The organism is Thermus sp. H19.2 (assembly GCF_054979525.1).
In genome coordinates, this window is the sequence record NZ_CM143429.1 from 2,078,304 (window position 1) to 2,104,152 (window position 25,849).

The 25,849-nt window shown below is 68.3% G+C and carries 30 protein-coding genes and 2 tRNA genes; 7 read left to right on the forward strand and 25 right to left on the reverse strand.

Features of this window, described 5'->3' with window-relative positions; genetic code table 11:
• Positions 1–131: 131 nt before the first annotated feature.
• Positions 132–1,667: a carboxypeptidase M32 gene (locus ACY5J6_RS11255; RefSeq protein ID WP_462845235.1), complete on the reverse strand. Its 1,536-nt coding sequence runs from the start codon at positions 1,665–1,667 to the stop codon at positions 132–134.
• A gap of 68 nt (positions 1,668–1,735) precedes the next feature.
• Between ACY5J6_RS11255 and ACY5J6_RS11260 the strand changes: the two genes are divergently transcribed.
• Genes ACY5J6_RS11260 through ACY5J6_RS11270 form a run of 3 tightly spaced genes read left to right on the forward strand, consistent with a single transcriptional unit; the run spans position 1,736 to position 4,274 of the window.
• Complete coding sequence (locus tag ACY5J6_RS11260; protein WP_462845236.1) at positions 1,736–2,800, forward strand: prepilin peptidase; 1,065 nt, start codon at positions 1,736–1,738, stop codon at positions 2,798–2,800.
• Positions 2,801–2,836: 36 nt separating this feature from the next.
• The gene (locus ACY5J6_RS11265; protein ID WP_462845237.1) at positions 2,837–3,340 is read left to right on the forward strand and encodes a DUF2939 domain-containing protein; all 504 of its coding nucleotides are present in this window, start codon (positions 2,837–2,839) and stop codon (positions 3,338–3,340) included.
• Positions 3,341–3,353: 13 nt separating this feature from the next.
• Positions 3,354–4,274 carry a nitroreductase family protein gene (locus ACY5J6_RS11270; RefSeq protein WP_462845238.1) on the forward strand — a complete coding sequence of 307 codons (921 nt, stop codon included), beginning with the start codon at positions 3,354–3,356 and terminating at the stop codon, positions 4,272–4,274.
• Here the strand turns inward: ACY5J6_RS11270 and ACY5J6_RS11275 are convergent.
• Positions 4,228–5,049, reverse strand: a complete 822-nt coding sequence (locus ACY5J6_RS11275) for a C40 family peptidase (protein WP_462845239.1) — start codon at positions 5,047–5,049, stop codon at positions 4,228–4,230. The two genes, ACY5J6_RS11270 and ACY5J6_RS11275, sit on opposite strands and share 47 nt — an antisense overlap.
• Before the next feature lie 141 nt (positions 5,050–5,190).
• A complete protein-coding gene (locus tag ACY5J6_RS11280; RefSeq protein WP_462845240.1) occupies positions 5,191–6,144 on the reverse strand; it encodes an IS110 family RNA-guided transposase in 954 nt (317 codons plus the stop codon).
• A 335-nt stretch (positions 6,145–6,479) separates the two neighbouring features.
• Between ACY5J6_RS11280 and ACY5J6_RS11285 the strand changes: the two genes are divergently transcribed.
• A tRNA-Trp gene (locus tag ACY5J6_RS11285) sits at positions 6,480–6,555 on the forward strand.
• Positions 6,556–6,599: 44 nt separating this feature from the next.
• On the forward strand, positions 6,600–7,298 hold the full coding sequence (locus ACY5J6_RS11290) for an FAD-dependent oxidoreductase (protein ID WP_462845241.1): 699 nt from the start codon (positions 6,600–6,602) through the stop codon (positions 7,296–7,298).
• Here the strand turns inward: ACY5J6_RS11290 and mutY are convergent.
• The 15 genes from mutY to ACY5J6_RS11365 form a co-directional block, all read right to left on the reverse strand.
• Positions 7,215–8,192, reverse strand: coding sequence for an A/G-specific adenine glycosylase MutY (mutY, locus tag ACY5J6_RS11295; protein WP_462845242.1), 978 nt, complete (start codon positions 8,190–8,192; stop codon positions 7,215–7,217). The two genes, ACY5J6_RS11290 and mutY, sit on opposite strands and share 84 nt — an antisense overlap.
• 1 nt (position 8,193) lies before the next feature.
• Positions 8,194–8,616: a CoA-binding protein gene (locus ACY5J6_RS11300; RefSeq protein ID WP_462846530.1), complete on the reverse strand. Its 423-nt coding sequence runs from the start codon at positions 8,614–8,616 to the stop codon at positions 8,194–8,196.
• A complete protein-coding gene (locus ACY5J6_RS11305; protein WP_462842821.1) occupies positions 8,616–9,263 on the reverse strand; it encodes a nuclease-related domain-containing protein in 648 nt (215 codons plus the stop codon). Before ACY5J6_RS11305 ends, ACY5J6_RS11300 begins: the two co-directional genes overlap by 1 nt.
• 9 nt (positions 9,264–9,272) lie before the next feature.
• The gene (locus ACY5J6_RS11310) at positions 9,273–10,118 is read right to left on the reverse strand and encodes an NAD+ synthase (RefSeq protein WP_462845243.1); all 846 of its coding nucleotides are present in this window, start codon (positions 10,116–10,118) and stop codon (positions 9,273–9,275) included.
• A complete protein-coding gene (locus ACY5J6_RS11315; protein ID WP_462845244.1) occupies positions 10,105–10,983 on the reverse strand; it encodes a nitrilase-related carbon-nitrogen hydrolase in 879 nt (292 codons plus the stop codon). Before ACY5J6_RS11315 ends, ACY5J6_RS11310 begins: the two co-directional genes overlap by 14 nt.
• A complete protein-coding gene (locus tag ACY5J6_RS11320; RefSeq protein ID WP_462845245.1) occupies positions 10,983–12,545 on the reverse strand; it encodes a 1,4-alpha-glucan branching protein in 1,563 nt (520 codons plus the stop codon). Before ACY5J6_RS11320 ends, ACY5J6_RS11315 begins: the two co-directional genes overlap by 1 nt.
• Before the next feature lie 4 nt (positions 12,546–12,549).
• On the reverse strand, positions 12,550–13,359 hold the full coding sequence (locus ACY5J6_RS11325) for a [LysW]-aminoadipate kinase (protein ID WP_462845246.1): 810 nt from the start codon (positions 13,357–13,359) through the stop codon (positions 12,550–12,552).
• Positions 13,360–13,389: 30 nt separating this feature from the next.
• On the reverse strand, positions 13,390–14,427 hold the full coding sequence (gene argC, locus ACY5J6_RS11330; protein ID WP_462845247.1) for an N-acetyl-gamma-glutamyl-phosphate reductase: 1,038 nt from the start codon (positions 14,425–14,427) through the stop codon (positions 13,390–13,392).
• Positions 14,417–14,788: a HEPN domain-containing protein gene (locus ACY5J6_RS11335; RefSeq protein ID WP_462840915.1), complete on the reverse strand. Its 372-nt coding sequence runs from the start codon at positions 14,786–14,788 to the stop codon at positions 14,417–14,419. Before ACY5J6_RS11335 ends, argC begins: the two co-directional genes overlap by 11 nt.
• Entirely contained in the window at positions 14,760–15,080 is a 321-nt protein-coding gene (locus tag ACY5J6_RS11340; RefSeq protein WP_428715925.1) for a nucleotidyltransferase domain-containing protein, read from the reverse strand. The genes ACY5J6_RS11335 and ACY5J6_RS11340 overlap by 29 nt, the downstream gene beginning before the upstream one ends.
• The gene (lysX, locus tag ACY5J6_RS11345; RefSeq protein ID WP_462845248.1) at positions 15,077–15,919 is read right to left on the reverse strand and encodes a lysine biosynthesis protein LysX; all 843 of its coding nucleotides are present in this window, start codon (positions 15,917–15,919) and stop codon (positions 15,077–15,079) included. Before lysX ends, ACY5J6_RS11340 begins: the two co-directional genes overlap by 4 nt.
• A gap of 71 nt (positions 15,920–15,990) precedes the next feature.
• Positions 15,991–16,155, reverse strand: coding sequence for a lysine biosynthesis protein LysW (lysW, locus tag ACY5J6_RS11350; RefSeq protein ID WP_011229005.1), 165 nt, complete (start codon positions 16,153–16,155; stop codon positions 15,991–15,993).
• The gene (locus ACY5J6_RS11355) at positions 16,149–16,463 is read right to left on the reverse strand and encodes a TFIIB-type zinc ribbon-containing protein (protein WP_462845249.1); all 315 of its coding nucleotides are present in this window, start codon (positions 16,461–16,463) and stop codon (positions 16,149–16,151) included. Before ACY5J6_RS11355 ends, lysW begins: the two co-directional genes overlap by 7 nt.
• Positions 16,464–16,472: 9 nt before the next feature.
• Positions 16,473–16,964: a LeuD/DmdB family oxidoreductase small subunit gene (locus ACY5J6_RS11360; protein WP_462845250.1), complete on the reverse strand. Its 492-nt coding sequence runs from the start codon at positions 16,962–16,964 to the stop codon at positions 16,473–16,475.
• Positions 16,957–18,207 (reverse strand): 3-isopropylmalate dehydratase large subunit, encoded by a 1,251-nt coding sequence (locus ACY5J6_RS11365; RefSeq protein WP_462845251.1) that lies wholly within the window; start codon positions 18,205–18,207, stop codon positions 16,957–16,959. The genes ACY5J6_RS11360 and ACY5J6_RS11365 overlap by 8 nt, the downstream gene beginning before the upstream one ends.
• A 39-nt stretch (positions 18,208–18,246) precedes the next feature.
• Between ACY5J6_RS11365 and ACY5J6_RS11370 the strand changes: the two genes are divergently transcribed.
• Positions 18,247–18,474 (forward strand): type II toxin-antitoxin system HicB family antitoxin, encoded by a 228-nt coding sequence (locus ACY5J6_RS11370; RefSeq protein WP_347240559.1) that lies wholly within the window; start codon positions 18,247–18,249, stop codon positions 18,472–18,474.
• Positions 18,464–18,670, forward strand: coding sequence for a type II toxin-antitoxin system HicA family toxin (locus ACY5J6_RS11375; protein WP_024119512.1), 207 nt, complete (start codon positions 18,464–18,466; stop codon positions 18,668–18,670). The genes ACY5J6_RS11370 and ACY5J6_RS11375 overlap by 11 nt, the downstream gene beginning before the upstream one ends.
• A 2-nt stretch (positions 18,671–18,672) precedes the next feature.
• Here the strand turns inward: ACY5J6_RS11375 and lysS are convergent, their stop codons facing one another.
• The 7 genes from lysS to ctaD form a co-directional block, all read right to left on the reverse strand.
• Positions 18,673–19,803, reverse strand: coding sequence for a homocitrate synthase (lysS, locus tag ACY5J6_RS11380; protein ID WP_462845252.1), 1,131 nt, complete (start codon positions 19,801–19,803; stop codon positions 18,673–18,675).
• Between the two features lie 145 nt (positions 19,804–19,948).
• Positions 19,949–20,740 carry an isoprenyl transferase gene (locus tag ACY5J6_RS11385; RefSeq protein WP_462845253.1) on the reverse strand — a complete coding sequence of 264 codons (792 nt, stop codon included), beginning with the start codon at positions 20,738–20,740 and terminating at the stop codon, positions 19,949–19,951.
• Positions 20,741–20,787: 47 nt separating this feature from the next.
• Positions 20,788–21,909, reverse strand: coding sequence for an acyl-CoA dehydrogenase family protein (locus ACY5J6_RS11390; protein WP_462845254.1), 1,122 nt, complete (start codon positions 21,907–21,909; stop codon positions 20,788–20,790).
• Between the two features lie 37 nt (positions 21,910–21,946).
• Positions 21,947–22,513: a UbiX family flavin prenyltransferase gene (locus tag ACY5J6_RS11395; RefSeq protein ID WP_462845255.1), complete on the reverse strand. Its 567-nt coding sequence runs from the start codon at positions 22,511–22,513 to the stop codon at positions 21,947–21,949.
• Between the two features lie 96 nt (positions 22,514–22,609).
• A tRNA-Lys gene (locus ACY5J6_RS11400) sits at positions 22,610–22,685 on the reverse strand.
• A 23-nt stretch (positions 22,686–22,708) separates the two neighbouring features.
• Complete coding sequence (locus ACY5J6_RS11405) at positions 22,709–23,410, reverse strand: hypothetical protein (RefSeq protein ID WP_462845256.1); 702 nt, start codon at positions 23,408–23,410, stop codon at positions 22,709–22,711.
• A gap of 59 nt (positions 23,411–23,469) precedes the next feature.
• Positions 23,470–25,845: a cytochrome c oxidase subunit I gene (gene ctaD / locus ACY5J6_RS11410; protein ID WP_462845257.1), complete on the reverse strand. Its 2,376-nt coding sequence runs from the start codon at positions 25,843–25,845 to the stop codon at positions 23,470–23,472.
• Positions 25,846–25,849 lie beyond the last annotated feature (4 nt).

Sequence of the window (25,849 nt, forward strand, 5' to 3'; positions counted from 1 at the left end):
CATGCTGGCCCAAGCGTGGGGTGGCATTATACCCCTTTGGCGTGAATCCTTCGCCTAAGCCCAAGTACGGAAGCCCTGCGGGCCTTTTTGACCGGGGCCCCCATGCTGGCGCAAGCCAGCATGGGGTGGCATTAGAGGCCGTAGAGGGCGGTAAACTTCCGCTCCAGGTAATCCAGGAAGGGCCTGGCGCTTGGGGCCTCCCCGGTGGTCCGCTCCACCAGGGCCTTGGGGCGGAAGCGGCTCCCCTCGGCGTGGATGCGCTTGCGGCCCCACTCCAAGAAGGGCCGGAACTCCCCTTGGGCGAAGAGGGGCTCCAGGGGGCCCAGCTCGGCCTCGGCCTTCCGGAAGAACTGGGCGGCGTAGAGGTTCCCCAAGGTGTAGGTGGGGAAGTAACCGAAAAGCCCTCCGGACCAGTGGACGTCCTGCATGACCCCGTCCTTGTAATCCCTGGGGGCCACGCCCAGGTAGGCCCGGTACTTCTCCTCCCAGGCCCCGGGGAGGTCCTCGAGGGAGAGCTCCCCGCGGAAGAGGGCCAGCTCCAGCTCCAGGCGCACCAGGATGTGGAGGTTGTAGGTGACCTCGTCCGCCTCCACCCGGATGAGGGAGGGCTCCACGGCGTTGATGGCGAAGTGGAAGTCCCTAAGGGCCACGTCCTGCAGGCTGGAAAACAGCTCCCGGGCCCTGGGGAAGAAGCGCTCCCAGAAGCCCAGGGAGCGGCCCACCAGGTTCTCCCAGGTGCGGCTTTGCGACTCGTGGACGCCCAGGGAGACCGCCTCACCCCTGGGAGTGCCCCAGTGCTCCTTGGGCAGGCCCTGCTCGTAGAGGGCGTGCCCCATCTCGTGGAGGGTGCCGAAGATGCCCGCATTGAAGAAGTCCTCGTAGTAGCGGGTGGTGATGCGCACGTCCCCGGGGCCGATGGCGATCTCAAAGGGGTGGGCGGTGGGGTCCAGGCGGCCGGCCTCGAGGTCGTACCCACAGGCCCCAAGGAGCTCCAGGGCGAAGCGCCTTTGGGCCTCCACGGGGTAGGGACGGTGGAGGAGGGAGGTGTCGGGCCGCTTCCCGCTTCCCAGGATCCGGTCAAGAAGGCCCTTGAGGCCCTCCTTGAGCTCGGCGAAGAGGGGAAGGAGCTCCCGGGCCCGCATCCCGGGCTCGTACCCGTCCAGGAGGGCGTCGTAAAGCTCCCCGTAGGGGGGGTCCCCGGGGGCGGGGGGGAGGCCTTGGAGGATCTCCGCCTTCTCCTTGGTGAGGGCGTAGACCCGCTTCAGGTAGGGCAGGAAGCCCCGCCAGTCGTCCTTGGGCCTGGCCTCCTCCCAGAAGCTCTCCGCCTCGCTTTCCGCCTGGGCGAGCTCCACGGCGAGCCTTTCCGGGATGGCCCGCGCGCGCTCGTAGGCCTGGCGCCACTCCCGGACGTTCACCGCGGCGTCGGAGAAGGGGTCCTGCACCAGGGGGGAGCCTTCCACCTTCTCCAGCCACTCCCCGATCCTGGGGTCGGTCATGCGCTGGTGGAGGAGCCGGGCCAGGGCGGCCATCTGCCGGGCGCGGTGCTCGTGCCCCTTTTTGGGGATCATGGTGCGCTGGTCCCAGGCGGCCAGGGCCCCCAAGGAGGCCAGGTAGGCGGTTTCCCTCTGGAACTCCAGGAGGTTTTGGTAAGCGGTTTCCGGCGTCACGGGGCCATCTTACACCTCCCCTGTGAAAGGCCGATGGAAGGGAGGCGGCTTCCCCGTAAAATGCCCCCATGTGGCCCCTTTTCGCCCTCCTCCTTGGCCTCGCGGTGGGGTCGTTTCTGAATGTGGTCATCCACCGCCTGCCCCGGGGGGAGTCCGTGGCCTACCCCCCCTCCCGCTGTCCCCAGTGCGGCCACCGCCTGGGGCCTTTGGACCTGGTCCCCGTCCTCTCCTACCTCGCCCTAAAGGGGCGGTGCCGCTACTGCCATAGCCCCATCTCCCCCCGCTACCCCCTGGTGGAGGCCCTCACGGGGGGGCTTTTCCTCCTGACGAGCCTCTTCTATCCCCCTGGGGTAGAGGCCCTCCTGGTCTTCCTCTTCCTGGCCTCTCTGGTGGCCCTCTCCTTCATCGACGTGGACACCTTTGAGCTTCCCGACCCCCTTACCTACGGCCTCCTCTTTTTGGGGCTTCTCTCCTCCTGGCTCCTCGCCTTCCCCCTCCCCTTTAGGGAGAGCCTGGACGGGGCCCTCCTCGCCGCCGGGGGGCTTGCCCTGGTGGCGGGGTACGGGAACCTTTTCCTGAGGCGCTTCAGGGAGGGTAGGCCCGAGGTCCCCGTGGGGCCCCACCAGGTCCACATGGCGGCCCTCTTCGGGGCGCTCCTGGGGGCGGGGGTGGGGATGGCCCTGGCCTTCCTCGCCTGGGCCCTCTCCGCCCGCGCGGGGCGGGCGGTGGTCCTCCCCGACCGGCTCACCCTGCCCCTTTGGCCCCTTGCCCTTCTCCTCGCCCCCGCCTTGGGCCTTTCCTTCCTGGAAGCCTTAAAGGGAAGCCTCCTCGCCGCCGGGGGGGTGGCCCTTGCCGGGGGGCTCTACTGGGCCTTCCGCCCCGCCCCAGAGGAGGACGAGGAGCCCGTGGCCATGGGCTACGGGGACGTGAAGCTTTTGGGGGCTTTGGGAGCCTGGCTTGGGCTTTACGCCTTCCTCGCCCTCTTCCTCGGGGTCTTCGCCGGGGCCCTCTTCGGCCTTCTCCTGGGCCAGAGGAAGCTCCCCTTCGGCCCCTACCTCGCCCTCGGGGGGGTGGTGGCCTTCTTCTACGGGGAGGCCATCTGGGGGGCGTACCTGCGCTTCCTGGGCCTTTGAACCCGGAAGGGGAACCTTCTTTGCTATAAAGCGTTTATGGGACGCTCTGCCAAAGTGGCCCTTGCGGTCCTGGCCCTGGGGCTTTCGGCCTTCGCCCTTTACCTCTTTGCCTCCCCCTACCTCTTCCTCCGCGCCCTCCAGGGGGCGGTCCTCGAGGGGGACCGGGCGCGGCTGGAAAGGCTCGTGGACTTCCCCCGGGTCCGGGAGGGGCTCAAGGCCCAGGTCCAGACCAGGCTCCTCCAAGAGGTGGTCCGGGAGGCGGAGCAAAACCCCTTCGCCGGCCTCGCCTACCTCTTCGCGGCCGGGATGGCGGACCCCCTGGTGGACGCCCTGGTCTCCCCCGAGGGGCTCGCCGCCTTGGGCACGGGGCTGAGCCCCGGGGAGGCGCCCAAGGAGGCGGCGCAGGGCTGGAGGCTCGCCTACCGGGACTTCCGCACCGCCTACGTCTACAACCCCCAGGACCCCAATAGCCGCCTCTACCTGGAACGGCAGGGGCTTTTCGGTTGGAAGGTGGTGCGGATGGAGCTCCCCTTGGAGTAGTATCCTGGCCCCCGTGGAACTCCTAGACGTCTTGGCAAGAAGGCGGAGCGTGCGCCGCTTCAAGCCCGTGCCCATCCCCGAGGAGGACCTGGAAAGGCTCCTCTTCGCTCTCCAGCGGGCCCCCACCGACGCCAGCGCCCAGCTTTACTCCGTGGTCCGGGTGCGGGACCCTAGGCTTCGGGACGAGGTGGCCCGGCTTTCCGGGGACCAGGAGCACATCAGGCAGGCGGCGGAGTTCTTCGTCTTCCTGGCGGACGTCCACCGCCTGGAGCGCCTCCTCGCCCACCGGGGGCAGAGGATGGCTTTCTGGCCCCGGACCGCCCTTCACTTCGCCATCCTGGACGCGGGGATCGCCGCCTCGTACCTCGCCCTCACCGCCGAGGCCCTGGGCTACGGGGTCTGCTTCATCGGCGGGGTCTTGAACGGGGTGGAGGCCCTCACGGACCTCCTTGGGCTCCCCCCGGGGGTCCTCCCCGTGGTGGGGCTCGCCGTGGGGGTGCCCGACGAGGAAGGCCCCCCCAGGCCCAGGCTTCCCCGGAGGCTCGTGGTCCACGAGGACCGCTACCGCCCCTACGCCCCGGAGGACCTCGAGGAGGCCTACCGGGCCATGGCCCCCTACAGCCGGGTAGGGGACTGGAACCGGGTCCTGAGGCGCTACTTCGCCGAGGGGGGCACGATGGAGGCCAGGGAAAAACCTTACGGGAAGGTCCTTTCCCGGCAGGGGTTTGACCCGGATCTGCCCCAAGGGGCCCCCTTCTACTCCCTGGGGGCCCTCTTGGAGGAGGCTTTGGCGGAGGCCCGAGGGGTGCTTTTCCGCAAGGGGGAGGTCTGGCTGGAGGAGGAGGCCCGGGCCTTCCGGGGCGAGGGGAGGCCGGGGGAAGCCCTTCTCACCGCCCTGCGGAAGGCCCGGGGGGAGGTTCCGGACTGGCCATGACCCGCCGCGCCCCCCGGTAGGCCTTTTGGTAGAAGGGAGCCTCGAGGCTCTCAATCACCACCCGGCTCCCGTAGCTAGAGGCGTGGGCGAAGACCCCCCGGCCCAGGTAGATCCCCACGTGGTCCACCTCCTTGCCCCCGAAGCTGAAGAAGACCAGGTCCCCGGGGCGCGGGGCCTCCACCGGGGGGAAGGCCTGGTACTGCTCCTTGGTGGTCCGGGGAAGGGCCACCCCCAGCTCGGCGTAGACCTGGGCCACGAAGGCGGAGCAGTCCAGGGCCAAGGGGGAGTTCGCCCCGTACTTGTAGGGCACCCCCAGGTAGCGGAGCACGGCCTTTAGGAAGGGGCTTTCCGGGTCGTAGTCCTCGGGAGGAGGGGACGGCGGGGAAGCCTCGGGGGAAGGCCCCGGCGGGGCATGCGGGGCGCTTTCGCCCCCGGGCTGAGCCCCAGGGAGGAGGAGCCTCTGGCCCACCTTGAGTTCCGCCGAGGCGAGGCCGTTTAGGCGCATGAGCTCCTCCACCGTGGTGCCGTAGCGCCGGGCCAGGGAAAAGAGCGTGTCCCCCGGGGCCACCACGTGCACCCGGGCCCTCTCGGGCAGCCTGAGCACCTGCCCGGGCTGGAGGAGAAAGCTTTCCAAGCCGTTTAGGCGCATGAGCTCCTCCACCGTGGTGCCGTAGCGCCGGGCGATGGAATAAAGGGTGTCCCCAGGGGCCACGGTGTGGCTGGACTGGGCCAGGGCAAAACCCAAGGCCAGGAGCAGGGCCACCGCGCGGGGCATGGTCCCATTCTATGGCGGCCAGCTTGGGCTCACCCCCCGTTGCCAGAAGGGCCATTTGACACGACGGCGATGGGCCTTTTTCTCGCTTTCAAAAGTTGCAAACCACTTAGCCCCGTAAGGGGATTGATACTGTCTTGAGCGTCAAGCCACCCCCTGGGCTAACCGAGCGGCGTAGTACTCCCTGAGCCTCCCCATCATCCGCCTGAGGAGCTTGTGGGCCACGGCCACCAGCGCCTGCTTCTTCGTTTTTCCCCGCGAGAGCAGGCGGTGGTAGAAGGCCCGCATCTCCGGGTCATGGCGCACCGCCACCAGGGCCCCCATGTACAGCTTCCGCCGCAAGAGGGGAGGCCCTTTCTTGGAGAGGCGGCTCCTCTCCACGCTCTTTCCCGACTCCTCCCGCTCAGGGATGAGCCCCGCGTAGGAGGCCGCCCTCTTCGCCCGGCCCCAAAGCTCCGGGGGCAGGAGGGCCAGCACCGCCGCCGCCACCTGGGGCCCCACCCCGGGCAGGCCCATCAGCACCTCCGCCTCGGGGAGGGCGGCGAGGAGGGCCTGGACCCTGGCCTCCACCTCCCCAAGGAGCCCCTTCACGCACGCCAGCTCCCTCTGGAGGAGGGCGAGGACCTCCTTGCTCCCCGCCCATTCCGCCGCCTCCAGCTGGTTGAGGATGGCCCGCTCCCGCCCGGCCAAATCCTCCCGGTAGCCCACCAGGGCCTTGAGCTCCTGGAGGGCTTCTGGGGGGAGGGTGTAGGCCCGGAGGCTTTCCCGGTAGACCCGGGCGTAGTGGGCGAGGAGGAGGGCGTCCTGGCGGTCGGTCTTGTGGCGCTCTCCCGCGGCCCGGCGGAAGGCGGCCAGGTGGTAGGGGTTGACCAGGGCCACCTGGAGGCCCTTCTCCGCCAGGAGCTTGAGGAGGGGGAGGTGGTAGGCGCCGGTGGGCTCCAGGGCCACCCAGGCGGGGCGGAGGTGGGCGAGGGCGGCGAGGAGGGCTTGGCGGCCTTCAGGGGTGTTGGGGAAGCGGAAGCGGATGGGCTTGGCGGTGCCGGAGACTAGGGCCAGGTCCAGGTGGGGCTTGCTGACGTCAATACCTGCGCAGAGCATGGTCTTTCTCCCTTGGGTAGACTGAGGGAGGTGGCCACCCGGCCCCGTGGGCCTTCCATGTGGATGCGGTCTTTGACGACCGGGATACTGTGCGGCGGGGAGGCCGGGGCGGGTGGCTACCCATCAATCCCGCGGGCGTGGTGGCCCGGCGACCGGAGCGGTAGGGCCTCCCTCAGGGGGCAAGATACATGCGACATGAACTCCAGGGGCGCGACCGTTGCGAGGACGGCGACCCCGGTTGCAAACCACTTAGCCCCGTAAGGGGATTGATCCATCCCTTTCGGCCCCACCCCTTGGCCTAGGGGGCAAGGTGTGCTACAATTCCTGGGGAACGGGGGCCGTTAGCTCAACTGGCAGAGCACCGGTCTCCAAAACCGGGGGTTGGAGGTTCGAGTCCTTCACGGCCCGCCAGAACACCCCCCAGGCCTTGGCCTGGGGGGTTAGGCTTTTAGCGTATGGCGGCGTACCAGGTCCTCATCGTGGGCGCGGGGTTCTCCGGCACCGAGGCTGCCTTCCGCCTGGCGCAAGCGGGGGTGCGGGTGGGCCTCCTCACCCAGAGCCTGGACTCGGTCATGATGCCCTTCCTGCCCCCCAAGCCCCCCTTTCCCCCGGGAAGCCTTCTGGAGAGGGCCTACGACCCCGAAGACCCCCGGGGCTGGGCCTTCCACGCCCGGGCCAAGTACCTTCTGGAGGCCGAGAAGAACCTCCACCTCTTCCAGGCCACGGCCACGGGGCTTCTGCTGGAAGGGGGCCGGGCGGCGGGGGTCAGGACCTGGGAGGGCCCCCCGGCCCGGGCGGAGAGGGTGGTGCTCGCGGTGGGAAGCTTTTTGGGGGCGAGGCTCCACGTGGGCGAGGTGGTGGAGGAGGCGGGAAGGCTTTCCGAGGCCAGCTACCCCGACCTCCTGGAGGACCTCTTGCGCCTGGGCTTCCGCTTCGTGGAGCGGGAGAGGGAGGTGCCGGAGACCCCCTCCACCCCCGGCTACCGGGTGCGCTACCTGGCCTTCCACCCCGAGGAGTGGGAGGAGGCCACCTTCAGGCTCAAGCGCCTGGAGGGGCTTTACGCCGTGGGGCTATGCGTCCTCGAGGGGGACTACGCCCGCATGAGCCAGGAGGGGAAGCGCCTTGCGGAGCACCTTCTCCATGAGCTTGGGTAGGGGCCTCTTCCAGGGGTCCTCCCCCTCCCCCGGCCAAAGGGCCCCCCACACCTCCACGAAAAGCCTCCGGTGGGTGAGGGCGTGGCGCACCTCACCGAGGCGCCTAGACCTCACCCCGAAGGCCGCCTCCCTTAGGGGAAGCTCCTCTGGAGGGAAGAGGGGGACGCCGTAGAGGCCCGAAAATCGCCCCTCGAGCCTCTCCAGGTGCACCCCCTTCCGCCCGAGGAGGACGAGGGCGACGAGCCTTTCCTCCTTCACCTGGCGCCTTCTGGGCCCGGGGTAGCGCCCGGGGTTTTCCCTACCCTGGCAGAAGGCCGCTAGAGGACAGGCTTCGCAGAGGGGGTTCCGGGGCAGGCAGACCGTGGCCCCGAGCTCCATGAGGGCCTGGTTCCACATCCCCGGGTCCTCGCCCTCGGGAAGGAGGCGCTGGGCCAAGGCGAAAAGCTCCTTCTCCTTGGGGGTTTCCCGGGCGAAGAGGCGGGCGAGGACGCGGCGCACGTTCCCGTCCACCGCCGCCACCCGTTCCCCGAAGGCCATGGAGGCCACCGCCGCCGCGGTGTAAGGCCCGAGGCCGGGAAGCCCCTTAAGCTCGGCGAAGCTTCGGGGAAGCTCCCCCACGCTTTGGGCCAGGCGGTGAAGGTTTGCCGCCCGCCGGTAGTAGCCCGCTCCCTGCCAAACCCTCAGGACCTCCTCCAGGGAGGCCGCGGCCAGGGCCTTTAGGGTGGGAAAGCGCTCCAAAAAGCGGTGGTAGTAGGGGATGGCTTGCGCCACCCGGGTCTGTTGCAGGAGGACCTCGGAGACCAGGAGGCGGTAGGGGTCCTTCTCCCCCCGCCAGGGAAGGGGGCGGGCGTGCCGGCGGTACCAGGCCAGGAGGACTTCCTGCCAGGCTTCCACGCTAGAGGGGGAGGGGGCCCCGGAAGAGGCGCTTGTGCTCCACCATGAGGCAGCGGTCGGCCACCACGGGGATGCCCGCCTCTTCCAGGGCCCTTTCAAACTCCGGGTGGCGGATCCCCAGCTGGAGCCAGACCAGGCCGGGCCTCAGGGCGAGGACCTCCGGAAGGTGGTCCATGAGGGCGGACGAAGGACGGAAGACGTCCAGGATGTCCACGGGGCTCTGAAGCTCCAAAAGGCTCGCCACCGCCTTTTCCCCGAAAAGCACCTCCCCTTGGAACCTGGGGTTCACGGGGAGGACGCGGTAGCCCTGCTCCCGAAGGTATTGGGGCACGTAGCGGGCGGGGCGGGAGGGGTCCTTGTGGGCCCCGAGGACGGCGATGGTCTTGGCCCGGGCCAGGCGCTCCTTGAGCCAGGCGTCCTCCATCATCGCACCCTCCTCTCCAAAACCGCCATCAGCTTACGGGCCTCCTCAAAGGCCAAGCGGTGGGGCTGGGCTTTTAGGTAGCCCAAAAGCTCCTCCTCCCCCAAAACGGGGAGGCGGCCCACCGCCCCCTTCAGCCGCTTCCCCACGAACACCAAGACGGGCTGGACCTCCACGCCTAGGAGCTCTTTGAGCTTGTGGGCCTGGCGCCAGGCCTGGCGTACAAGGTCGTCCCGCCTGCTTCCCCGGACCCAAAGCCCATCGGGGCGCACCTCTATGGGGCCACTATAGTTTTTCACCTCCACGTTGAAGACACCGGGAGGGCCCACCACCACGTGGTCGGCGTTCTCACCCCCTAGGTCCACGTCGTGGAAAATCCGCCAGCCCATAGGTAGGCCAGCGAGGACCTTGCCCACCCGTGACTCGCCCCGGTAGCCCCGCGCCTTGGCCACCACCTCGCGCTCCACGTCCCTGTCCTGAAGCAAACGCGCCACGGCCAAGAAGGCGAGGGGAAGGGCCAGGGCCCCCATCCAGGGGACGAAGAGCTTGACCAAGAGCCAGACCACGAAACCGAAGCCCAAGACCACGGCGGCCAAGCGCCAAAGCTTCCGGGAAAGGGTCTTGCCTGCCTTACCCACCTCCCGCGCCATACTGCCTCCTCAAGGGCGGTAGTCCAAAGGCCTCAGGTAGAACTCCCCTACGCCTGTGGAGGAGAGGAGGGCCACGGTGGGGAGGGCCCGTTTCCAGTGGGTGCGGTTCACCCGCTCCTTCACCCGCCTAAGCTCCTCCTCGCTGAAGCCCAGGCCCAGAATGTACTGGTCGGAGTAGCCCTTTAGGTAGTGCTCCAGGATCACGTCGGCCCGGAGGTAGCGCACCCCGAGGTCGGCCTCGTCCGTCTGGCCGGGGATGAGGTCGGCGGTGGGGGGCTTCCTCACCACCTCCTCCGGCACCCCCAGGTGCTCGGCGAGCCGCCAGACCTGGGTCTTGTAGAGGTCCCCCAGGGGGTTCACGGGGGGCGTGTCGTCCCCGTGCCAGGTGAAGTAGCCGAAAAGCCTTTCCGTCTTGTTGCCCGTGCCCAAAGGAAGGGCCCCGTAGGCCTGGGACTTGTCAAAGAGGACGATCATCCGCGCCCGGGCCATGACGTTTCCCTTGCGGTGGGGGGTGAGGTCCGGGGTGAGGGCGGCGTAGGCCTCCACCATGGGGGTGATGTCCACCTCCTCCAGGGCCACGCCGAAGGTCTCGGCCACCAGGTAGGCGTGCTCCCGGGAGGTGGGGCTACTCTCCCGGTGGGGCAGGAAGAGGGCGTGGACCCCTTCCCTCCCCAGGGCCCGCACCGCCAGGGCCAGGGTGGTGGCCGAGTCCACCCCGCCGGAGACGGCCACGAGGGCCTTCTCGTAGCCCCGCCAGGAAAGCTCCTCCCGGATAAACCGGGTGAGGAAGTCCACCACCAGGGGCCAGTTGAGCTCCAGAACCTCCTGGGCCTTGGGCGCCTCAAGAATCCGCATCCCGCCTCCCTAAGACCCTTTGCAAATCGGGCAGAAGCAGGGGCAGGCCCGCCTCGAGGTCGGAGAGGAGGGGGCTGTCGTAGCGCACCGGGGGGATCCGCTCCCGGTCCAAGGCGAAGAGGAGGGCCGCCTCCTCAAAGAGGGGGGCCTCGGCGAGGACCCGCCCGTCCGGCCCCACCACCAGGCTCCCCCCGCTCATCCCCTTCCCCCCCTCAAACCCCACCAGGCTCGCCACCACCACGTAAAGCCCGTGCTCCGCCGCCACCGCCTGGGCCAGGGTGCGCCACCTCTCCACGTTCTCGGGCCGCGCCCCCTGGAAGCCCCTAGCCGGGCTCGCCGCGGGGATGTAGATCACCTCCGCCCCGTCCAGGGCGGCGATGGTGGCGGTGAGGGAGTGCCAGAAGTCCTCGCAGATGAGGAGGGCCGCCCGGCCGAACCGGGTCCTAAAGGCCTCCACCCGCCTCCCCCGGGCCAGGTAGCGTTCCTCGTCGAAGACCCCGTAGGTGGGCAGGAAGACCTTGCGGTGGACGTGGACCACGCGGTGGGGAAGCTCCAGGTAGGCGGCGCTGTTGTAGTAGGCCCCCTCGTCCCGCTCGTAGAAGCCCACCACCACGTCCAAAAGCCCTTCCCATCCCACCTTCTCGTACACCCCCGCCAAAAGCTCCAAAAGCTCAAACCGGGTGAGGGCGAGCTCCCTTACCCCCCCTTGCAGGAAGTAGCCGGTGAGGGCGGCCTCGGGCAGGACCACCACCTGGGGGGCGTGGGAGCGGAGGGCCTCGAGGTGGGCCTTTAGCCGCTTCAGGCTCTCCTCAAGCCGGCTCTTCTCGGGGCGGAACTGGAGGACGGCGTGGCGCACCTCCTGCATCAAGCCTCCTGGGGAAGGTAGAGGCGGGGGTTGGCCTCTGGGAAGGGGTTGTCCCGCTCCTCCAAGGCCCTAAGCTCCTCCGGGGAGACGCCCTTGAGGAGGTGGAAGAAGGCCCGGGCGTGCTCCTCGTACCGCTCCTTGGCGTAGGCCTCCGCCTGCCCGGTGTCCATGAGGAAGGGCCAGTCGGAGGCCTCCAAAAGGAGAAGCTCCCGCATGGCCTGCTGCAACACCCCTGGGGGGAGGACCCCCTGCCGCACCGCCTCCCGCATGGCCCCCTCCGCCCGGTAGACCTTTTCCCAGTAGTCCAGGGTCTTCTCGTTGAGCCAGACCCGGTGGTCCCCGCCCCGGCCCCAGGAGCCCTCAGGCAAGGCGGTCCGCACCGCGGGGCCCTGCACCGCCTCCCGCGCGGTCACGGGCCGCACCTTGGGGCTTTGGGCGAGAAGCCTCAGGACGGCCTCGAGCCAGGCCACCCCCTCGTACCACCAGTGGCCGAAGAGCTCGGCGTCGTAGGGGGAGAGGATCACCCCCTCGGGGTGCCGCTCGGCGAGGCGCTCCACGAGCTCCAGGAAGTGGCGGGCGTGCTCCTCCGCCTTGGCGAAGGCCGCCTCGGGGTCGTAGGGGGCCTTCTCCGCGAGGTCGGCCTTGCGGTGGGTCACCCGCCAGTGGTGGAGGCCGGAGAGGGGGTCCTTGCGGTGGAACTCCCGGTAAAGCCCCTCCCCCGGGTAGCCGTAGTCGGCGCTCCACACCTGGAGGGCGGTCTCCGGGTTGCGGGCGAGGACCCGAAGGCCCGACTCCAGCTCGTGGACGTGGTAGGTGGCCTCCTGGCTCTCCACGGGGCCCAAGGCGGCCTCCCCGTAAGGGGAGAGGGGCTCGCCCCCCTGGACCAGGTGGGCGTCCACGAAGGTGTAGCGGATCCCGGCCCGCATCAAAAGCTCGTCCACCCCGGCCCTAAGGCCTTCGGGAGGGCCCGCCACCGGGGGCTTCCAGAAGCCTTTAGGCCGGTAGGCCATCTCGGGAAGCCAGAAGCCCGTGGGGTCCTTGGCGAAGTGGCGGCGGTAGGTGGCCACCCCGGTCTTGATCTGGGCCCAGAGGGCCTCCTCGTAGCCCAGAAGGGGGGAGTAGCCGTGGGTGGCGTTGGAGGTGAGGAGCTCTATCTGCCCCCTTTCCTGGGCCCGCCGGAAGGGGCCCAGGAGGTCCCCTCCCAGGTGGTGGAAGTGGTCCAGGGTGAGCTCAAAGAAGGCCACCTGGTGGCGGGCGCTCTTTTCCAGCTCGGTTCCCCGGTAGCGCAGGTAGTCCCTCTGGGCCCTTTCCAGGCGGTCCCTGGCGTAGGCCAGAAAGCCCTCTCGGACCCGGGCGTCGGCCAGCTGCTCTGCCAGGATGGGGGTGATCCCCAGGGTGAAGCGGGCCTCCACCCCCTCAGCGTGAAGCCGCTCCAAGACCCGGAGGAGGGGCAGGTAGGTCTCGGCCATGGCCTCGTAGAGGGTCTCCTCCCCAAAGGGCCACATCCCGTGGGCCCGCACGTAGGGGAGGTGGGCGTGGAGGACCAGGGCGAAGCGCGCCATGGCCCTAGCGTACCACGGTGCCTTCCCCGGAAAGGGCCCGCCTTATGGGGTTTTCCACCCGGGCGTCGGCGAAGACCACCCGCTTGACCCCGCCCCGCACCGCCTCCACCGCTCCCATGACCTTCCGCTTCATCCTCCCTTGGGCCAGGGCCAGGTACTCCGGGTCCTCCACCCTGTCCACGGGGATCTCCCGCACCAAGGAGGCCTCGTCGGGGTAGCGGGCGAGGAGGCCGGGGACGTTGGAGAGGTAGACGAGGGCCTCGGCCCCGTAGGTCCGGGCGAGGAGGGCGGCGATCTGGTCCCCGTCGGTGTTGATGGCCTCGTTCTCGTAGCTTAAGGCGGGCGGGGTCAGCACGGGGAGGTAGCCCGCCTGAAGGAGGAGGTCCAAAAGGGCCTTGTTCACCTCCTCCACGGTCCCGGTGTAGTCCCCCCGGTGGATCTTGACCTTGCCGTCTTCCACGTACTTGACCGCCGTCTTCCTCCGGCCCAAAAAAAGCCTTCCGTCCAAGCCGGAAAGGCCGATGGCGTTCGCCCCCTCCTTTTGCAGAAGCTCCACCAGGCGCTTGTTCACCAGGCCGCAGTAGACCATCTCAAAGATCTCCAGGGTCCTCCGGTCGGTGAGGCGGCTCACCTGCCCCCCGGGGTGGGTGAGGAAGCGGGGCGGGTGGCCCAGGGCCTCGGCCACCTTGTTGGTTTCCGCACTCCCCCCGTGAACGAGAAGGAGCCTCACCCCCTCCTTCCACAAGGAGGCCGCGTCCTTGGCCACGGCCTCGTAGTTGATCCCCTCGGCGCCTCCCACCTTGACCACGATCACAAGCTCACCTCCCCTGCCAAGCGGTTGGCCTTAGGGGTGAAGCCCCGGGAAGTCCAACCCCAGGGTCTCGGGCCAGCCCATGCGGAGGTTTAGGGCCTGGAGGGCGTGGCCCGCGGTGCCCTTCACCAGGTTGTCAATGGCCGTCATGACCACGAGCCTACCCGTGTCCTCCTCCAGCTCAAAGCCGATGTCGGCGTAGTTGGTGCCCTGGACAAACCGGGGGTCGGGGTAGCGGTGGATGCCCTTCTTCTGCTTGACGAGGCGGACGAAGGGCTCCCCGGCGTAGACCTCCCTGTAGGCCTGCCAGACGTCCCTTTCGCTCCAGCCGTCCTGGAGGAAGCACTGGGCGGTCATGAGGATCCCCCGCACCCGGTCGGTGGCGATGGCGGTGAGGTGGACCTCGGGGCGGCCCGGGAGGTTTTCCACCACCTCGGCGGTGTGGCGGTGGCCCGTGGGCTTGTAGACCCGGATGGACCCGGCCCTTTCGGGGTGGTGGCTCGCCGGGCTGGCCTCGGCCCCCCCCGCCGAGGTGGAGATGAGGAGGGTGACGAAGATGGGAGCGGGCTTCAGGACCCCGGCCTTGAGGAGGGGGTAGAGGCCGAGGAGGGTGGCCGTGGCGTTGCACCCGGCCCCGGCGATCCAGTCCGCCCCCTTAAGGGCCTCCCGGTAAAGCTCGGGCACGGCGTAGACGAAGCGGCCAAGGAGGTCGGGCCGGGGATGCTCCCCGTAGTACCTGCGGTAGAGCTCGAGGTCCTTCAGGCGGAAGTCGGCGGAGAGGTCTATGAGCACCGGGGCGAGGGCGCTGTAGCGGTCAAACTCCCGGGCGAAGACCCCGTGGGGCAGGGCCAGGACCAGGATGTCCGCGGGCTCCAGGGCCTCGGGGGGGACGAACTTGAGGTTCGTGCGTCCTCGGAGGTTGGGGTGGACGAAGTGGACGGGCTCGCCTGCGAAGCGCCTCGAGGTCACCTGCTTCACCTCCAGATGGGGGTGGGAAAGGGCGAGCCTTAAGAACTCCCCCCCGGCGTACCCCGAGGCCCCCACGATGGAAAGGGTTTTCTTACCGGTCATGGAGCCACCTCCTAAGCTCCTCCACCAGGGCTTGGGCCAGGGAAAGGGCTTCCCGGGCCTCTTCCGGCCGAACTTCCAGGTCAGGGTAGCGGGCCTGGACGCCAAAGCGGGTCAGAAAGTCCAGATGGTCGGGGTTCAAAGACGCCTTCACCCTATCCTCCACCTCTTCCCAAAGGTAGGCCAGGTCGTGGGTGCGGGGTGGAAGGAGGCCAAGCTCTACCCAGACGGCCTTCAGCGCCTTTTCCACCGCCTGTTGCGCCAGAAAGGCCAGGACATCGGGGTGGCGGGAGGCCTCCAGGGAGAAGGCCGCGTCCAGGTCCTCGAGGGCCCGACTAAGCCACCTTTCCGCTTCCCCGCGCATAGAGGCACCGCCCCTCCCGGAAAATCTCCCGGAGAAGAAGGCTCCCCTCCCCGAGCCTCTGCTCCACGAGGGCACGGGGGTAGACCAAGAGGTCCAGGGGAAAGCCCCGCCCCCTCAGGACCCTGTACCCCCGGAGGGTGAGCTCCTTGGGATCCCCTTCGTAGGGCACCACCACCAGGAGGTCCACGTCCGAGTCCGGCCCGGCCTCCCCCCGGGCCCAAGAGCCGAAGAGCCAGACCTCCTCGGGGGCCAAGGCCGCCACCAACCGCTCCACCGCTTCCCGCAAGGTCATGAGGCCAGGCTCCAGGTGTACTTCAGAATTTCCCCGGGGATGTCCACCCCGGTGGTGTGCACGGAGTTCTTGAACTCCATGGTGTGGTTCACCTCGTTGACGAGGAGGCCCCTCGGCGACTCCAAGAGGTCCACGGCCACCACCCCGCCCCCCACGGCCTCCGCCGCCCCCACGGCAAGCCGGGCGATCTCCTCGGTGAGGGGGCAGTTTTCCGCCTCTCCGCCCCGGGCGGTGTTGGTGATCCAGTGGGGGCTTTTCCGGTAGATGGCGGCGATGGCCCTCTTCCCCACCACGAAGACCCTTATGTCCCGCCCGGGCTTCTCCACGTACTCCTGGATGTAAAAAAGCTGGTGCTGGAACCCCCCCAGGACCTCCTTGTGCTCCAGAAGGGCCTCCGCCGCAGCCCGGTCCGTGACCTTGGCGAGGAGGCGGCCCCAGCTCCCGATCACGGGCTTCAGCACCACGGGGTAGCCGAAGGCCTCCATGAGCCTTAAAGCCTCCTCCCGGTCCGTGGCCAAGGCGGTCCTTGGCTGGGGAAGGCCCGCCCGGGCCAAGGCCACGCTCGTGGCCCACTTGTCCCCGCAGACCTCCATGACCTCGGGGCGGTTCACCACCGGGATGCCCAAGGCGGTGAGGTAGCGGGCGGCGGCGAGGCCCCGGCTTTGGCTCACGCACCGTTCCAGGGCCACCGTGACCCCCTCCAGCTCCTCGGGCCTCTCCCCCAGGACCATGGGCAGGGCGGGGACGTAGACCTTCTTGTAGGGGAGGCCCAGGGCCTCGGCCCGCTCAAAGAGCATCCGCTCATCGGGGCGGATGCGGTCGTAGAGGATGGCCAGCATCTAACCTCCAGAAAAGGGGTACTAGGCCCTGCCAGGAGCCCTCATACCCACCAGGCCGGCGTGGGGCGGTATTACTCCCCCCAGTCTTCTGCCTCCTCGGGGGCGGGCTCGAGCCTCAAGGGGTCAAGCCCCACCACCTCCAGCTCCGCGCCGCAGTCCTCGCAGACCACAAGTTCGCCAAGCTCTGGGTTTTCCAGCCGAAGCTCCGCGCCGCACTCAGGACAGGTCCCTACCATTCCTCATCCTCCTCTACCTCGCTCCAGTCGGGGACAAAGCGGAAGCCGCACTCGGGGCACTCCACCTCCTGGCCCTGGTCCTCCTCGGAAACCTCAAAGGTGTGGCCGCAGCGGGGGCAGTCCACGAAGAAGCCCTCCAGGCCCTCCTCCGTCACCTCCACCTCCAAGGGGTCCAGGGAGACCACCTCCAGGAAGGCCCCGCAGGCCTCGCACTCCAGCACATCCCCGACCTCCAGGGTCTCCAGGTCCTCCGCCAGCACCAGGCTGGCCTCGCCGCACACCGGACAGACGATCTCCAGGTCCTCCATGACTAGAGTCTACTCCCCCGGGAAGCGCCCGTGCTTCTTGTAGTAGTCCAGGAGGGAGCCCTCCTTGAGCGCCTCCAGGAGGAAGGGGGGCGGGGGACGGAGGGCAAAGCGCTCCTCCCCCCGGGTGAGCACCCCGCTTTCCAGGTCCAACTCCACCTCGTCGCCGTCTTTTAGCGCATCCACCACCTCCTCCGACTCAAAGGGGACGATCCCCAGGTTCACCAGGTTGCGGAAGAAGATGCGGGCGTAGCTTTTGGCGATGACGGCCCGGACGCCGAGGCGCTTTAGGGCCTCGGGGGCGTACTCGCGGCTAGAGCCGAGCCCGGCGTTCCGCCCGAAGACCAGGATGTCCCCGGGGCGCACCTCCTCCGCGAAGCCGGGCCGTAGGTGGGCGAAGGCGTAGAGGTGGAACCGGTCCTCCCCCACCATGAAGGGGGCGTACTTTCCGGGAAGGATGTCGTCGGTGTTGATCTGGTCGCCGAACTTCCAGACCCTAGGCATGGGCCTCCTCCAGCTCTTCGGGGGTGGTGAGGTAACCCGCCACGGCGCTGGCCGCCGCCACGCGGGGGCTTGCCAGGTAGATCTCGGCGTCCGGGGCTCCCATGCGACCCCGGAAGTTGCGGTTGGAGGTGGAGACGCACACCTCTCCGGGGGCCAAGACCCCCATGTGCCGCCCCATGCAGGGGCCGCACCCCGGGGTGCCGAGGGTGGCCCCGGCCTCGAGGAGGGCGAGGAGGGTGCCGTCCCTGGCCGCCTCCTCCAGGACCTGGGCGCTCGCCGGGACCACCAGAAGCCGCACCCAAGGGGCCACCTTCCTCCCCCTTAGCACCTCCGCCGCCGCCCGGAGGTCCTCAATGCGGCCGTTGGTGCAGGTGCCGATGAAGACCTGGTCCACCCGCTTGCCCTTGACCTCGGCCACCTCGTGGACGTTGTCCACGTAGAAGGGGACAGAGACCCTGGGGGTGAGGGCGGAAAGGTCTATCTCCACCTCCTTGGCGTAGCGGGCGTTGGGGTCGGGGTAGAGCCAGTCGGGCACCCGGTACATCTCCAGGATCTCCCCGCTCGGCACCACGAGCCCCGCCTTGGCCCCCGCCTCCACGGTGAGGTTGGCGAGGGTCATGCGTTCGCCCCGCGTGAGGGCCTCCGCCCCGTCCAAGAGGTGGATCTCCACCGCCATGTAGGTGGCCCCTTCGGCGGTGAGGAGGCGGACCATCTCCAGGGCGGCGTCCTTGGCCGTGACCCCCTTGGGGAGCCTTCCCCGGAAGACCACCTTGACGCTCTCGGGCACCCGAAGCCAGGTGCGCCCGCTCGCCGCCGCCAAGGCGATGTCCGTGGCCCCCATCCCCGTGCCGAAGGCCCCCACCGCCCCGTAGGTGGTGGAGTGGCTGTCCGAGCCCACCACCACCCACCCCGGCTGGGCCAGGCCCTCCTCTATGAGGACCTGGTGGCACACCCCCCTCCCCACGTCAAAGACCCGGATGCCGTGCCGCTTGCCCCACTCCCGGATCTCCTTCTGCGCCTTGGCCACCTCCAGGTTCGCCGCCGGGGCCACGTGGTCTATGACGATGGAGACCCTTTCCGGGTAGCGGGGGGTGGCCTGGAGGTACTCCAGGCGCTTGAAGAAGCTCCCGGCGATGGAGTCCACCACCATCACCTGGTCCACCTCCACCACCACAAGCTCCCCCGCCCCCACGGGCCTTCCCACCTTGTGGGAGAGGATCTTTTCCGCTAAGGTTTGGGGCATCTTCGTCCTCCCTTACCTTCCTTTGCCTATAATGCGGCTATGGGCCGGTATTGGATCCGGGTTTACCCTGATCCCGAGGAGCCCGGGGTTTGGCTTGCCGAGGTCCCTGCGGTACCCGGGGTGCGCTCGGACGGGGACACGCGGGAAGAGGCCATCCAAAACGTCCGGGAAGCCCTCGAGGCCATGTTGGAAGCCCTTCGGGCCAGAAACCTCCCCATCCCCGAACCCGACGAGGAGTGGGTGGAAGTCCAGGTGAATGCCGCCTAGACCCGAAGAAGTGGTGCGCAAGCTGAAGCGCTTGGGTTTTGAAGAGGCCGGGGGGAAAGGTAGCCACCGCGTCTTCCTGCACCCCGACGGGCGGCGCACCGTGGTCCCCTTCCACCGCAAGGAGCTTAAGAAAGGCACTTTTCTAGGCATTCTCAAGGACATCGGCCTCACCGAGGAGGAGTTCCGGAACCTCTAGCCTCATGCCGTGATCCACTCCCTAAGGATGCGGTCCAGCTCCTCCAGGGTGAGCTGGCCCCGGTCGGCCAGGGCCTTGATGTGCTGGGTGACCCGGTGGAGCTCCTCCTCCCCGTAGTGGAGGCCGAGCTCCTCCGCCCGCGCCTTGATGGCGTGCCGCCCGGTGAGCCTCGAGGCGATGATGAGCTTCCGCCGCACCCCGAAGACCTCCGGGGGGTAGGGCTCGTAGGACTCGGGGTTGATGTAAATGGCCTTCAGGTGCATCCCCGCCTTGTGGCTGAAGGCCGTCTCCCCGGTGATGTAGTTGTTGAAGGGGATCTCCACCCCCACCATCCTGGCCACCATCCGGTCCAGCTCGGGGAGCATCTCCAGCCTGTACTTCCCGCGCACGTACTCGGGCTGGAGGGTGTACATGCGGGCGAGGAACCCCCCTAAGGGGGTGATGCCGTTTCGCTCCCCGATCCCCAGGATGGTGGTGTCCACGTGGGTGGCCCCGGCTTCGATGGCCTCAAAGGCGTTGGCGACGGCGCACCCGGTGTCGTTGTGGCCGTGGAACTCGATGTCCACCCTGGGCCCCACCACCCGCCGCACCTCCCGCACCAGGGCGTAGACCTGCCGGGGCGTGGCCACGCCCACGGTGTCCGCCAGGCCCACCCGGTCCACGTAGGGAGCGATGGCCTGGTAGATGGCCAAAAGGTCGTGCTCGTCCGAGCGGAAAGTGTCCTCGGCGGAAAAGCGCACCTCCACGTGGGGGGCGTTTTCCCGGATGTATTGGATCACCTCCTGGGCCTCGGCGATGATCCGGGGAATGTCCCGCCCGTGGGCGGCCCTTAGGTACTTGCTGGTGCCGAAGAGGAGGTCAATCCCCTGCACCCCGGTCTCCACCGCCACCTTGGCCGCGTCCAGGCGGGTCTGAATGTGGGTCACCACCTTGGCCTTGAGGCCCAAGGAGGCGAGGACCTCGGCGTCCCTGCGGGACTGCGGCGAGGCCACGGGGGTGGTGACCTCGATGTACTCGATGCCGAAGGCGTCCAGGGCCTTGGCGATCTCTATCTTGTCCTGGGTGGAGAAGTTGGCCCGTTCAAACTGCTCCCCTTCCCGTAAGGTGGAGTCTATGATCTTCCATTCCCGCATACGCCCCTCCCCTAAAAGAAAACCGGCCCGAACTCGGGCCGGGGGATAAGGAACCCTTAAGAGGGCTATCCTACCCCCCGGCGGCCGAGTTTTTTCTCGCGGGCCAGCATCTTGTCCGTAAGGGTATACGAAAACCCGCAACTTGTCAACGCCCAAACCGCCTTTCGCGGGCCTGGTAGCTCCTTAGGGCGCGCAGGAAGTCAATCTTTCGGAACTCGGGCCAGAGCACATCGGCGAAGTAAAACTCCGAGTAGGCGGACTGCCAGAGGAGGAAGCCGGAAAGCCGGATCTCCCCCGAGGTGCGGATGATGAAGTCGGGGTCGGGAAGCCCGGCGGTGTAGAGGTGGCGGGCGATGTCCTCGGGGGTGAGGCGTTCGGCCACCTCCTTGGGGGAAAGGCCCTGGGCCTCCGCCTCCAGAAGAAGCCGCTTTACGGCGTCCACGATCTCCTCCCGCCCCCCGTAGCCCAAGGCGATGTTGAGGAACATGCCCTGGTGGGCCCGGGTGCGCTCCTCCAGGCGCTCCAAAGCCCGGAGCACCTCCTCGGAAAACCCTTCCCGTCGGCCGATCACCCGCACCCGCACCTGGTTCTCCAGGATGCGGTGGTCCTGGGCCATCCTCTCCGCCTCGCGCACGAAGAGGCCCATCAGGGTCTCCACCTCCTCGGGGGAGCGGCGGAAGTTATCGGTGGAGAAAACCCATACGGTGACGGTCCGGATGCCCATCTCCAGGCACCACTCCAGGACCTCGTAGGCCTTCTGCACCCCGAACTCGTGCCCCTTGGTGGGGGAAAGGCCCAAGGCGCGGGCGTAGCGGCGGTTTCCGTCCAGGATGAGGCCCAGGTGCCGGGGCATGGGGCCCCGCTTCACCTCCTTCAGGAGGCGCTTCTCGTAGAGCCAGTACAGGGGCCGGGAGAGGGAGAGGAGGCGGCGGACCATACCCTTCCCACCCTAAGGAAGAGGCATGAGAAAAGGAAGGGGTGGCCTCAAGAGGAGTAGAGCTCCCGGGCGATGACCAGGCGCTGAATCTCCGAGGTCCCCTCGTAGATCTCCGTCACCTTGGCGTCCCGGTAGTAGCGCTCCACCCGGTAGTCCCGGTGGTAGCCATAGCCTCCTAGGACCTGGACCGCCTCCCGGGTCACCTCCACGGCCACCTGGCTCGCGAAGAGTTTGGCAGCGCTGGCCTCGAGGGTGAACCGCTCCCCCCGGTCTTTCTTCCTGGCGGCCTCGAGGACCAAGGCGCGGGCGGCGGCGATCCTCACGTGCATGTCGGCGATCTTGAAGGCGATGGCCTGGTGCTCGCGGAGCTTCTTCCCGAACTGCTCCCTCTGGTCGGCGTAGGCCTTGGCGATCTCGTAAGCCCCGCGGGCGATGCCCACCGCCTGGGCCGCCACCCCCACCCGCCCCGAGTCCAGGCCCGCGAGGGCATAAGCCAGGCCCCGCCCCTCCTCCCCCAGGAGGTTCTCCTCGGGGACGAAGACCTCCTCGAGGCGCACCTCGGCGGTGTGGGCCGCGTGGAGACCCATCTTCTCCTCGGGGCGGCCGAAGGAAAGCCCCGGGGTGCCCTTCTCCACCAAAAAGGCGCTGATCCCCTTCTCCGTGCGGGCCATGACCACGTAGAGGTGGGCGTGGCCCGCGGAGGTGATCCAGCTCTTGACCCCGTTCAGCACGAACCCGCCCTTGACCCGCCGCGCCTCGGCGCGGAGGCTTTTGGCGTCGGAGCCCGCCTGGGGCTCGGTGAGGCAGAAGGCCCCGATCCACTCCCCCCGGGCCAGGGGGACGAGGTAGCGCCGCTTCTGGGCCTCGCTCCCGAAACGGAGGAGCATGTACTGGGGGAGGCCGCTGGTCACGGAGACGATGACGGCCACGCTTGGGTCGGCGGCGGCGATCTCCTCCAGGGCCAGGACCCAGGTCACGGAGTCCAGCCCCACCCCGCCCCACGCCTCCGGGGTGGTCATGCCGAGGAAGCCGAGCTCCGCCAAGGCCCGAAGCTGGGGCCAGGGGTACTCCCCCTTGCGGTCGTACTCGGGGGCCAGGGGATAGAGGATCTCCTTGGCCACCTGGCGCACCGTGTCCAAGACCAGCTTCTGTTCCTGGGTGAGGGTCATCGGCCCTATCGTATCACCGCAGGTCGGTAAAAAAGCGTCATTCCTCACCCCACCTCTTGGCGCGCTTTCCGGGAAGGCCCAGGTGGTCCAGGATGCGCTGGGTGATGAAGCCCAGGAGCTCGGAGATCTCCTTGGGGCGGTGGTAGAAGCCGGGGCTCGCCGGGAGGACGGTGGCCCCGGCCTCCGCCGCCTGGACCATGGCCCTGAGGGTGGGGAGGGAGAGGGGGGTCTCCCGGGGCACCAGGATCAGGGGGCGGCGCTCCTTCAGGTGCACGTAGGCCGCCCGGGTGAGGAGGGTGTCGGCGAGGCCATAGGCCACCTTGGCCAGGGTGGTGGCGGAGCAAGGGACGACCACCATCCCCCGGGTGGGGAAGGAGCCCGAGGCGATGGGCGCCCCTAGGTCCTGGTCCTTGTAGACCCGGGCCGCCAAGGGGTAGAGGTCCTTGGGGCTTAGGCCCATCTCCTCCCAAAGCACCCTCTTGGCCCCCTGGGAGATCACCAGGTGCACCTCCGCCACCCCCCTCAAGGCTTCCAGGAGGTCCAGGGCGTAGGGCATGCCGCTCGCTCCCGAAAGCCCCACCACCACCCGCGCGGGCTCCGCCATGCCCTCCATCCTAAGGGCCCGCACCGGGTTCCGCAGCCCGATACCACCCCATGCTGGCAAAACCCCCTCCGGCCGGGAAGCCGGAGGGGGCAGGTCTGGTGGGCCGTGCAGGATTCGAACCTGCGACCTACCGATTAAAAGTCGGTTGCTCTGCCAGCTGAGCTAACGGCCCAAAGCCTTCCCGATTATAGGGGGCTAAAAGGCCCTGCGCAAGCTTTCCATGATGAAAAGGCCCAAGGCCTCCTCCCCCGCCCGCCGCCTCAGGGCCTCCAGGTCAAAGGGCCGGGGAGAAAGGGCCTCGAGGGCCCGCTTGAGGAGGGGTGCCTCCTCCAGGAGGGCGAAAAACCCGGGGTCGGCCCAAGGGGGCACCCAGGCCCCGCTCCGGCAGAGGAAGACCCGGTGGAACTCCCCCGGAAGCTTCCCCCCGGGGTCCACCTCCCGGGCCAGGGGCACCTTTGGCTCGGGCTCTAAGGAGGGGTCCCGCCAGGGGGGGTAATAGACCCGAAGCCTTACCCCCTGGCGGTGGTAGAAGACCATCCAGTCGTCGCAGGCGGGGACTTCCCCCAAGGGGCGGTAGCCCGCGTCGTGGTGGGCGTCCAAGAGGACCACCTCCTCCACGCCCCGGCGCACCTCGGGGTGGAAGGCGAGGGCGTTGCTTTCGGCGTAGTAGAGCACCGCCCCCGGGGCGAAGGCGAAGCGCCCCCAAAACCCCTCCCACCCCCGGGCCTCGGGCAGGGGAAGCCCCCGGAGGAGGAAGGCCAGGGCCCTTTCCTCCCAGGCCTCGAGGAGGTAGTAGGGGGTCTCAAAGTGGGCCCAGGCGAAGAGGGGCGCCAGGGGGTCCTTGGGGTCCTGGGGCACGGGGAAGAAGTAGTCGAAGTCCACCACCAAGAGCCGCATCCCCTACTTATCTATAGCCAAGGCCCCCGCCCGCAGGCAGGGGCCCTGGGCAAGAAGGGCTACCAGAGGTAGAAGATGGTGACGATGAAGAGCCAGACGGCGTCCACCAGGTGCCAGTACATGCTGGCGGCCTCGAGGGTGCCGTGGTGGTGCGGGGTGATCTTGCCCCTGAGGGCCTGGAGGTAGGCGAGGACAAGGCCAAAGCCCCCGATCACCACGTGCAGGCCGTGGAGGCCCACGACGGTGAAGAAGGCCGCCGTCCACAGGTTCTCCTGCCAGCTGGAGTGGTGGTGGAACTGGTAGAACTCCCAGGCCTGGAAGAGGAAGAAGAGCACCCCGAGGAGGATGGTGACCAGAAGCCCGAAGCGGAAGGGGTTGAACCGGCCCCGGCGGAGGTCGTGGTGGGCGAAGTGCACGGTGAAGGAGGAGCTCACCAGGAAGAAGGTGTTGAGGAGGGCGAGCCACAGGGCGGGCCTTTCCTCAGGGGGCGTGGCCGCCCCGGAGAGGCGCAGGTAGAGGTAGCCGGCGATGAGGACGGCGAAGAGGCCCACCTCGGAGACGATGAACCAGGCCATCCCCATCCAGGCGTTGGACTTGCCCGTGACGGTGTGGTGCTCCACCGGGTGGCTGTACTCGTCCTCCAGGGCCCAGCGCACGAGGCCGTAGGCGAAGAGGGCCAGGAAGACCCACATCCAGACGTTGGGCACCGGCAATGCGGCCACGCTCACGAAGAAGGCGAAAAGGGTGGCCGCCGCGTAGAAGGGCCAGAAGGAGCTGTTGGGCAGGTGGATGTGGCCCGGGTCCTCGGGCTTGAGCTCCACCCCCTTCTTCTTCCAGTCGTAGAGGGGCCTTTCGGAGGGGAACTCGGCGGGAAGCTGGGCGTCAAAGTTGTGGGCCTTGGGGGGCGAGGCGGTGAGCCACTCCAGGGTGTAGCCGCCCCAGGGGTTCTCGGGGGCCTTGGGGCCAGAGCGCAGGCTCTTCCACATGGCGTAGATCCAGACCAGGCCGCCCAGGCCCAGGATGTAGGCCCCGAGGGTGGAGAGGAGGTTGAGCTCGGGCCAGCCGGCAATGTCGGCGTTGTAGGTGTAGTAGCGCCGGGGCATGCCCAGGTAACCCAAGACGTACTGGGGCAGGAAGGTGAGGAGGTAGCCCACCAGGAAGAGCCAGAAGTGGAGCCGGCCCAGCCTCTCGTCGTACATCCGGCCCGTCATCTTGGGCCACCAGTAGTAAAGCCCGGCGAAGGCCCCGAAGCCCGAACCCGCCATGAGGACGTTGTGGAAGTGGGCCACCACGAAGTAGGAGTCCTGGAAGTGGTAGTCCAGGGGGGTCATGGAGAGCATGACCCCGGTGATGCCCCCCAGGAGGAAGTTGAAGATGAAGCCCAAGACCCAAAGGAGGGGGGTCTTCATCTGGAGGTGCCCGCCCCAGAGGGTGCCGATGATGTTGAAGAGCTTCACCCCCGTGGGCACGGCGATGAGGGCGGTGAAGAAGGCGAAGGCGATCTGGAAGAGGGTGCTCTCCCCCACGGTGAACATGTGGTGGGCCCAGACCATGGTGCCCAGGACCACGATCCCCATCTGGGCCCAGACCATCTGCCGGTAGCCGAAGAGGGGCTTCCTGGCGAAGGTGGAGGCCACCTCGGCGAGGATGCCGAGGTAAGGGAGGAGCATCACGTAGACCGTGGGGTGGGAGTAGAACCAGAAGAACTGCTGGAAGAGGACGGGGTCCCCGCCGATGTCCGGGTTGAACCAGGTGAGGCCGATCTTCCGGTCCAGGAGGACGAGGAGGGTGGCCGAGGTGAGCCCCGCCAAGGAGAAGAGGTTGAGGACGCTGGCGGCGAAGACGCTCCAGACGTAGATGGGCATCTTCCAGAGGCTCATCCCCTGGGCCCTCAGGTTATAGATGGTGGCGATGAAGTTGGCGTTGCCCAGGAGGCTGGAGAAGCCCAGAAGGAGGATGGCCGCCATGTAGAAGCTCACCCCGCTTCCCGACTGCACGGAGAAGGGGTAGTAGAAGGTCCAGCCCACCGCCGGGGCCCCGCCGGGGAAGAGGTAGCTCATCAGGGCGAGGAGGATGGCCCCCAGGAAGGCCCAGTAGCTGAAGGCGTTCACCCGGGGGAGGGCCACGTCCCTCGCCCCCAGCATCAGGGGCACCACGAAGTTGCCGAAGCCGGTGAGCCCGGCCTGGATGATGAAGAAGAAGAGCATGGTGGCCCCGTGGAGGGTGAGGATCTGGTTGTACTGCTCCCCGGTGAGGAAGTGGTTGTTGGGCACCGCCAGCTGGGTGCGGATGAGGAGGGAGAAAACCCCCGCCAGGGCGAAGGCGAAGAAGGCGGTGGCCGTGTACATGAGGCCGATCTTCTTGTGGTCTACCGTGGTGAGCAGGTCCCAAAGGAGCGCCCAGAAACCGGTCTTTGGCTTGGTGGCGATGGCCATCTCC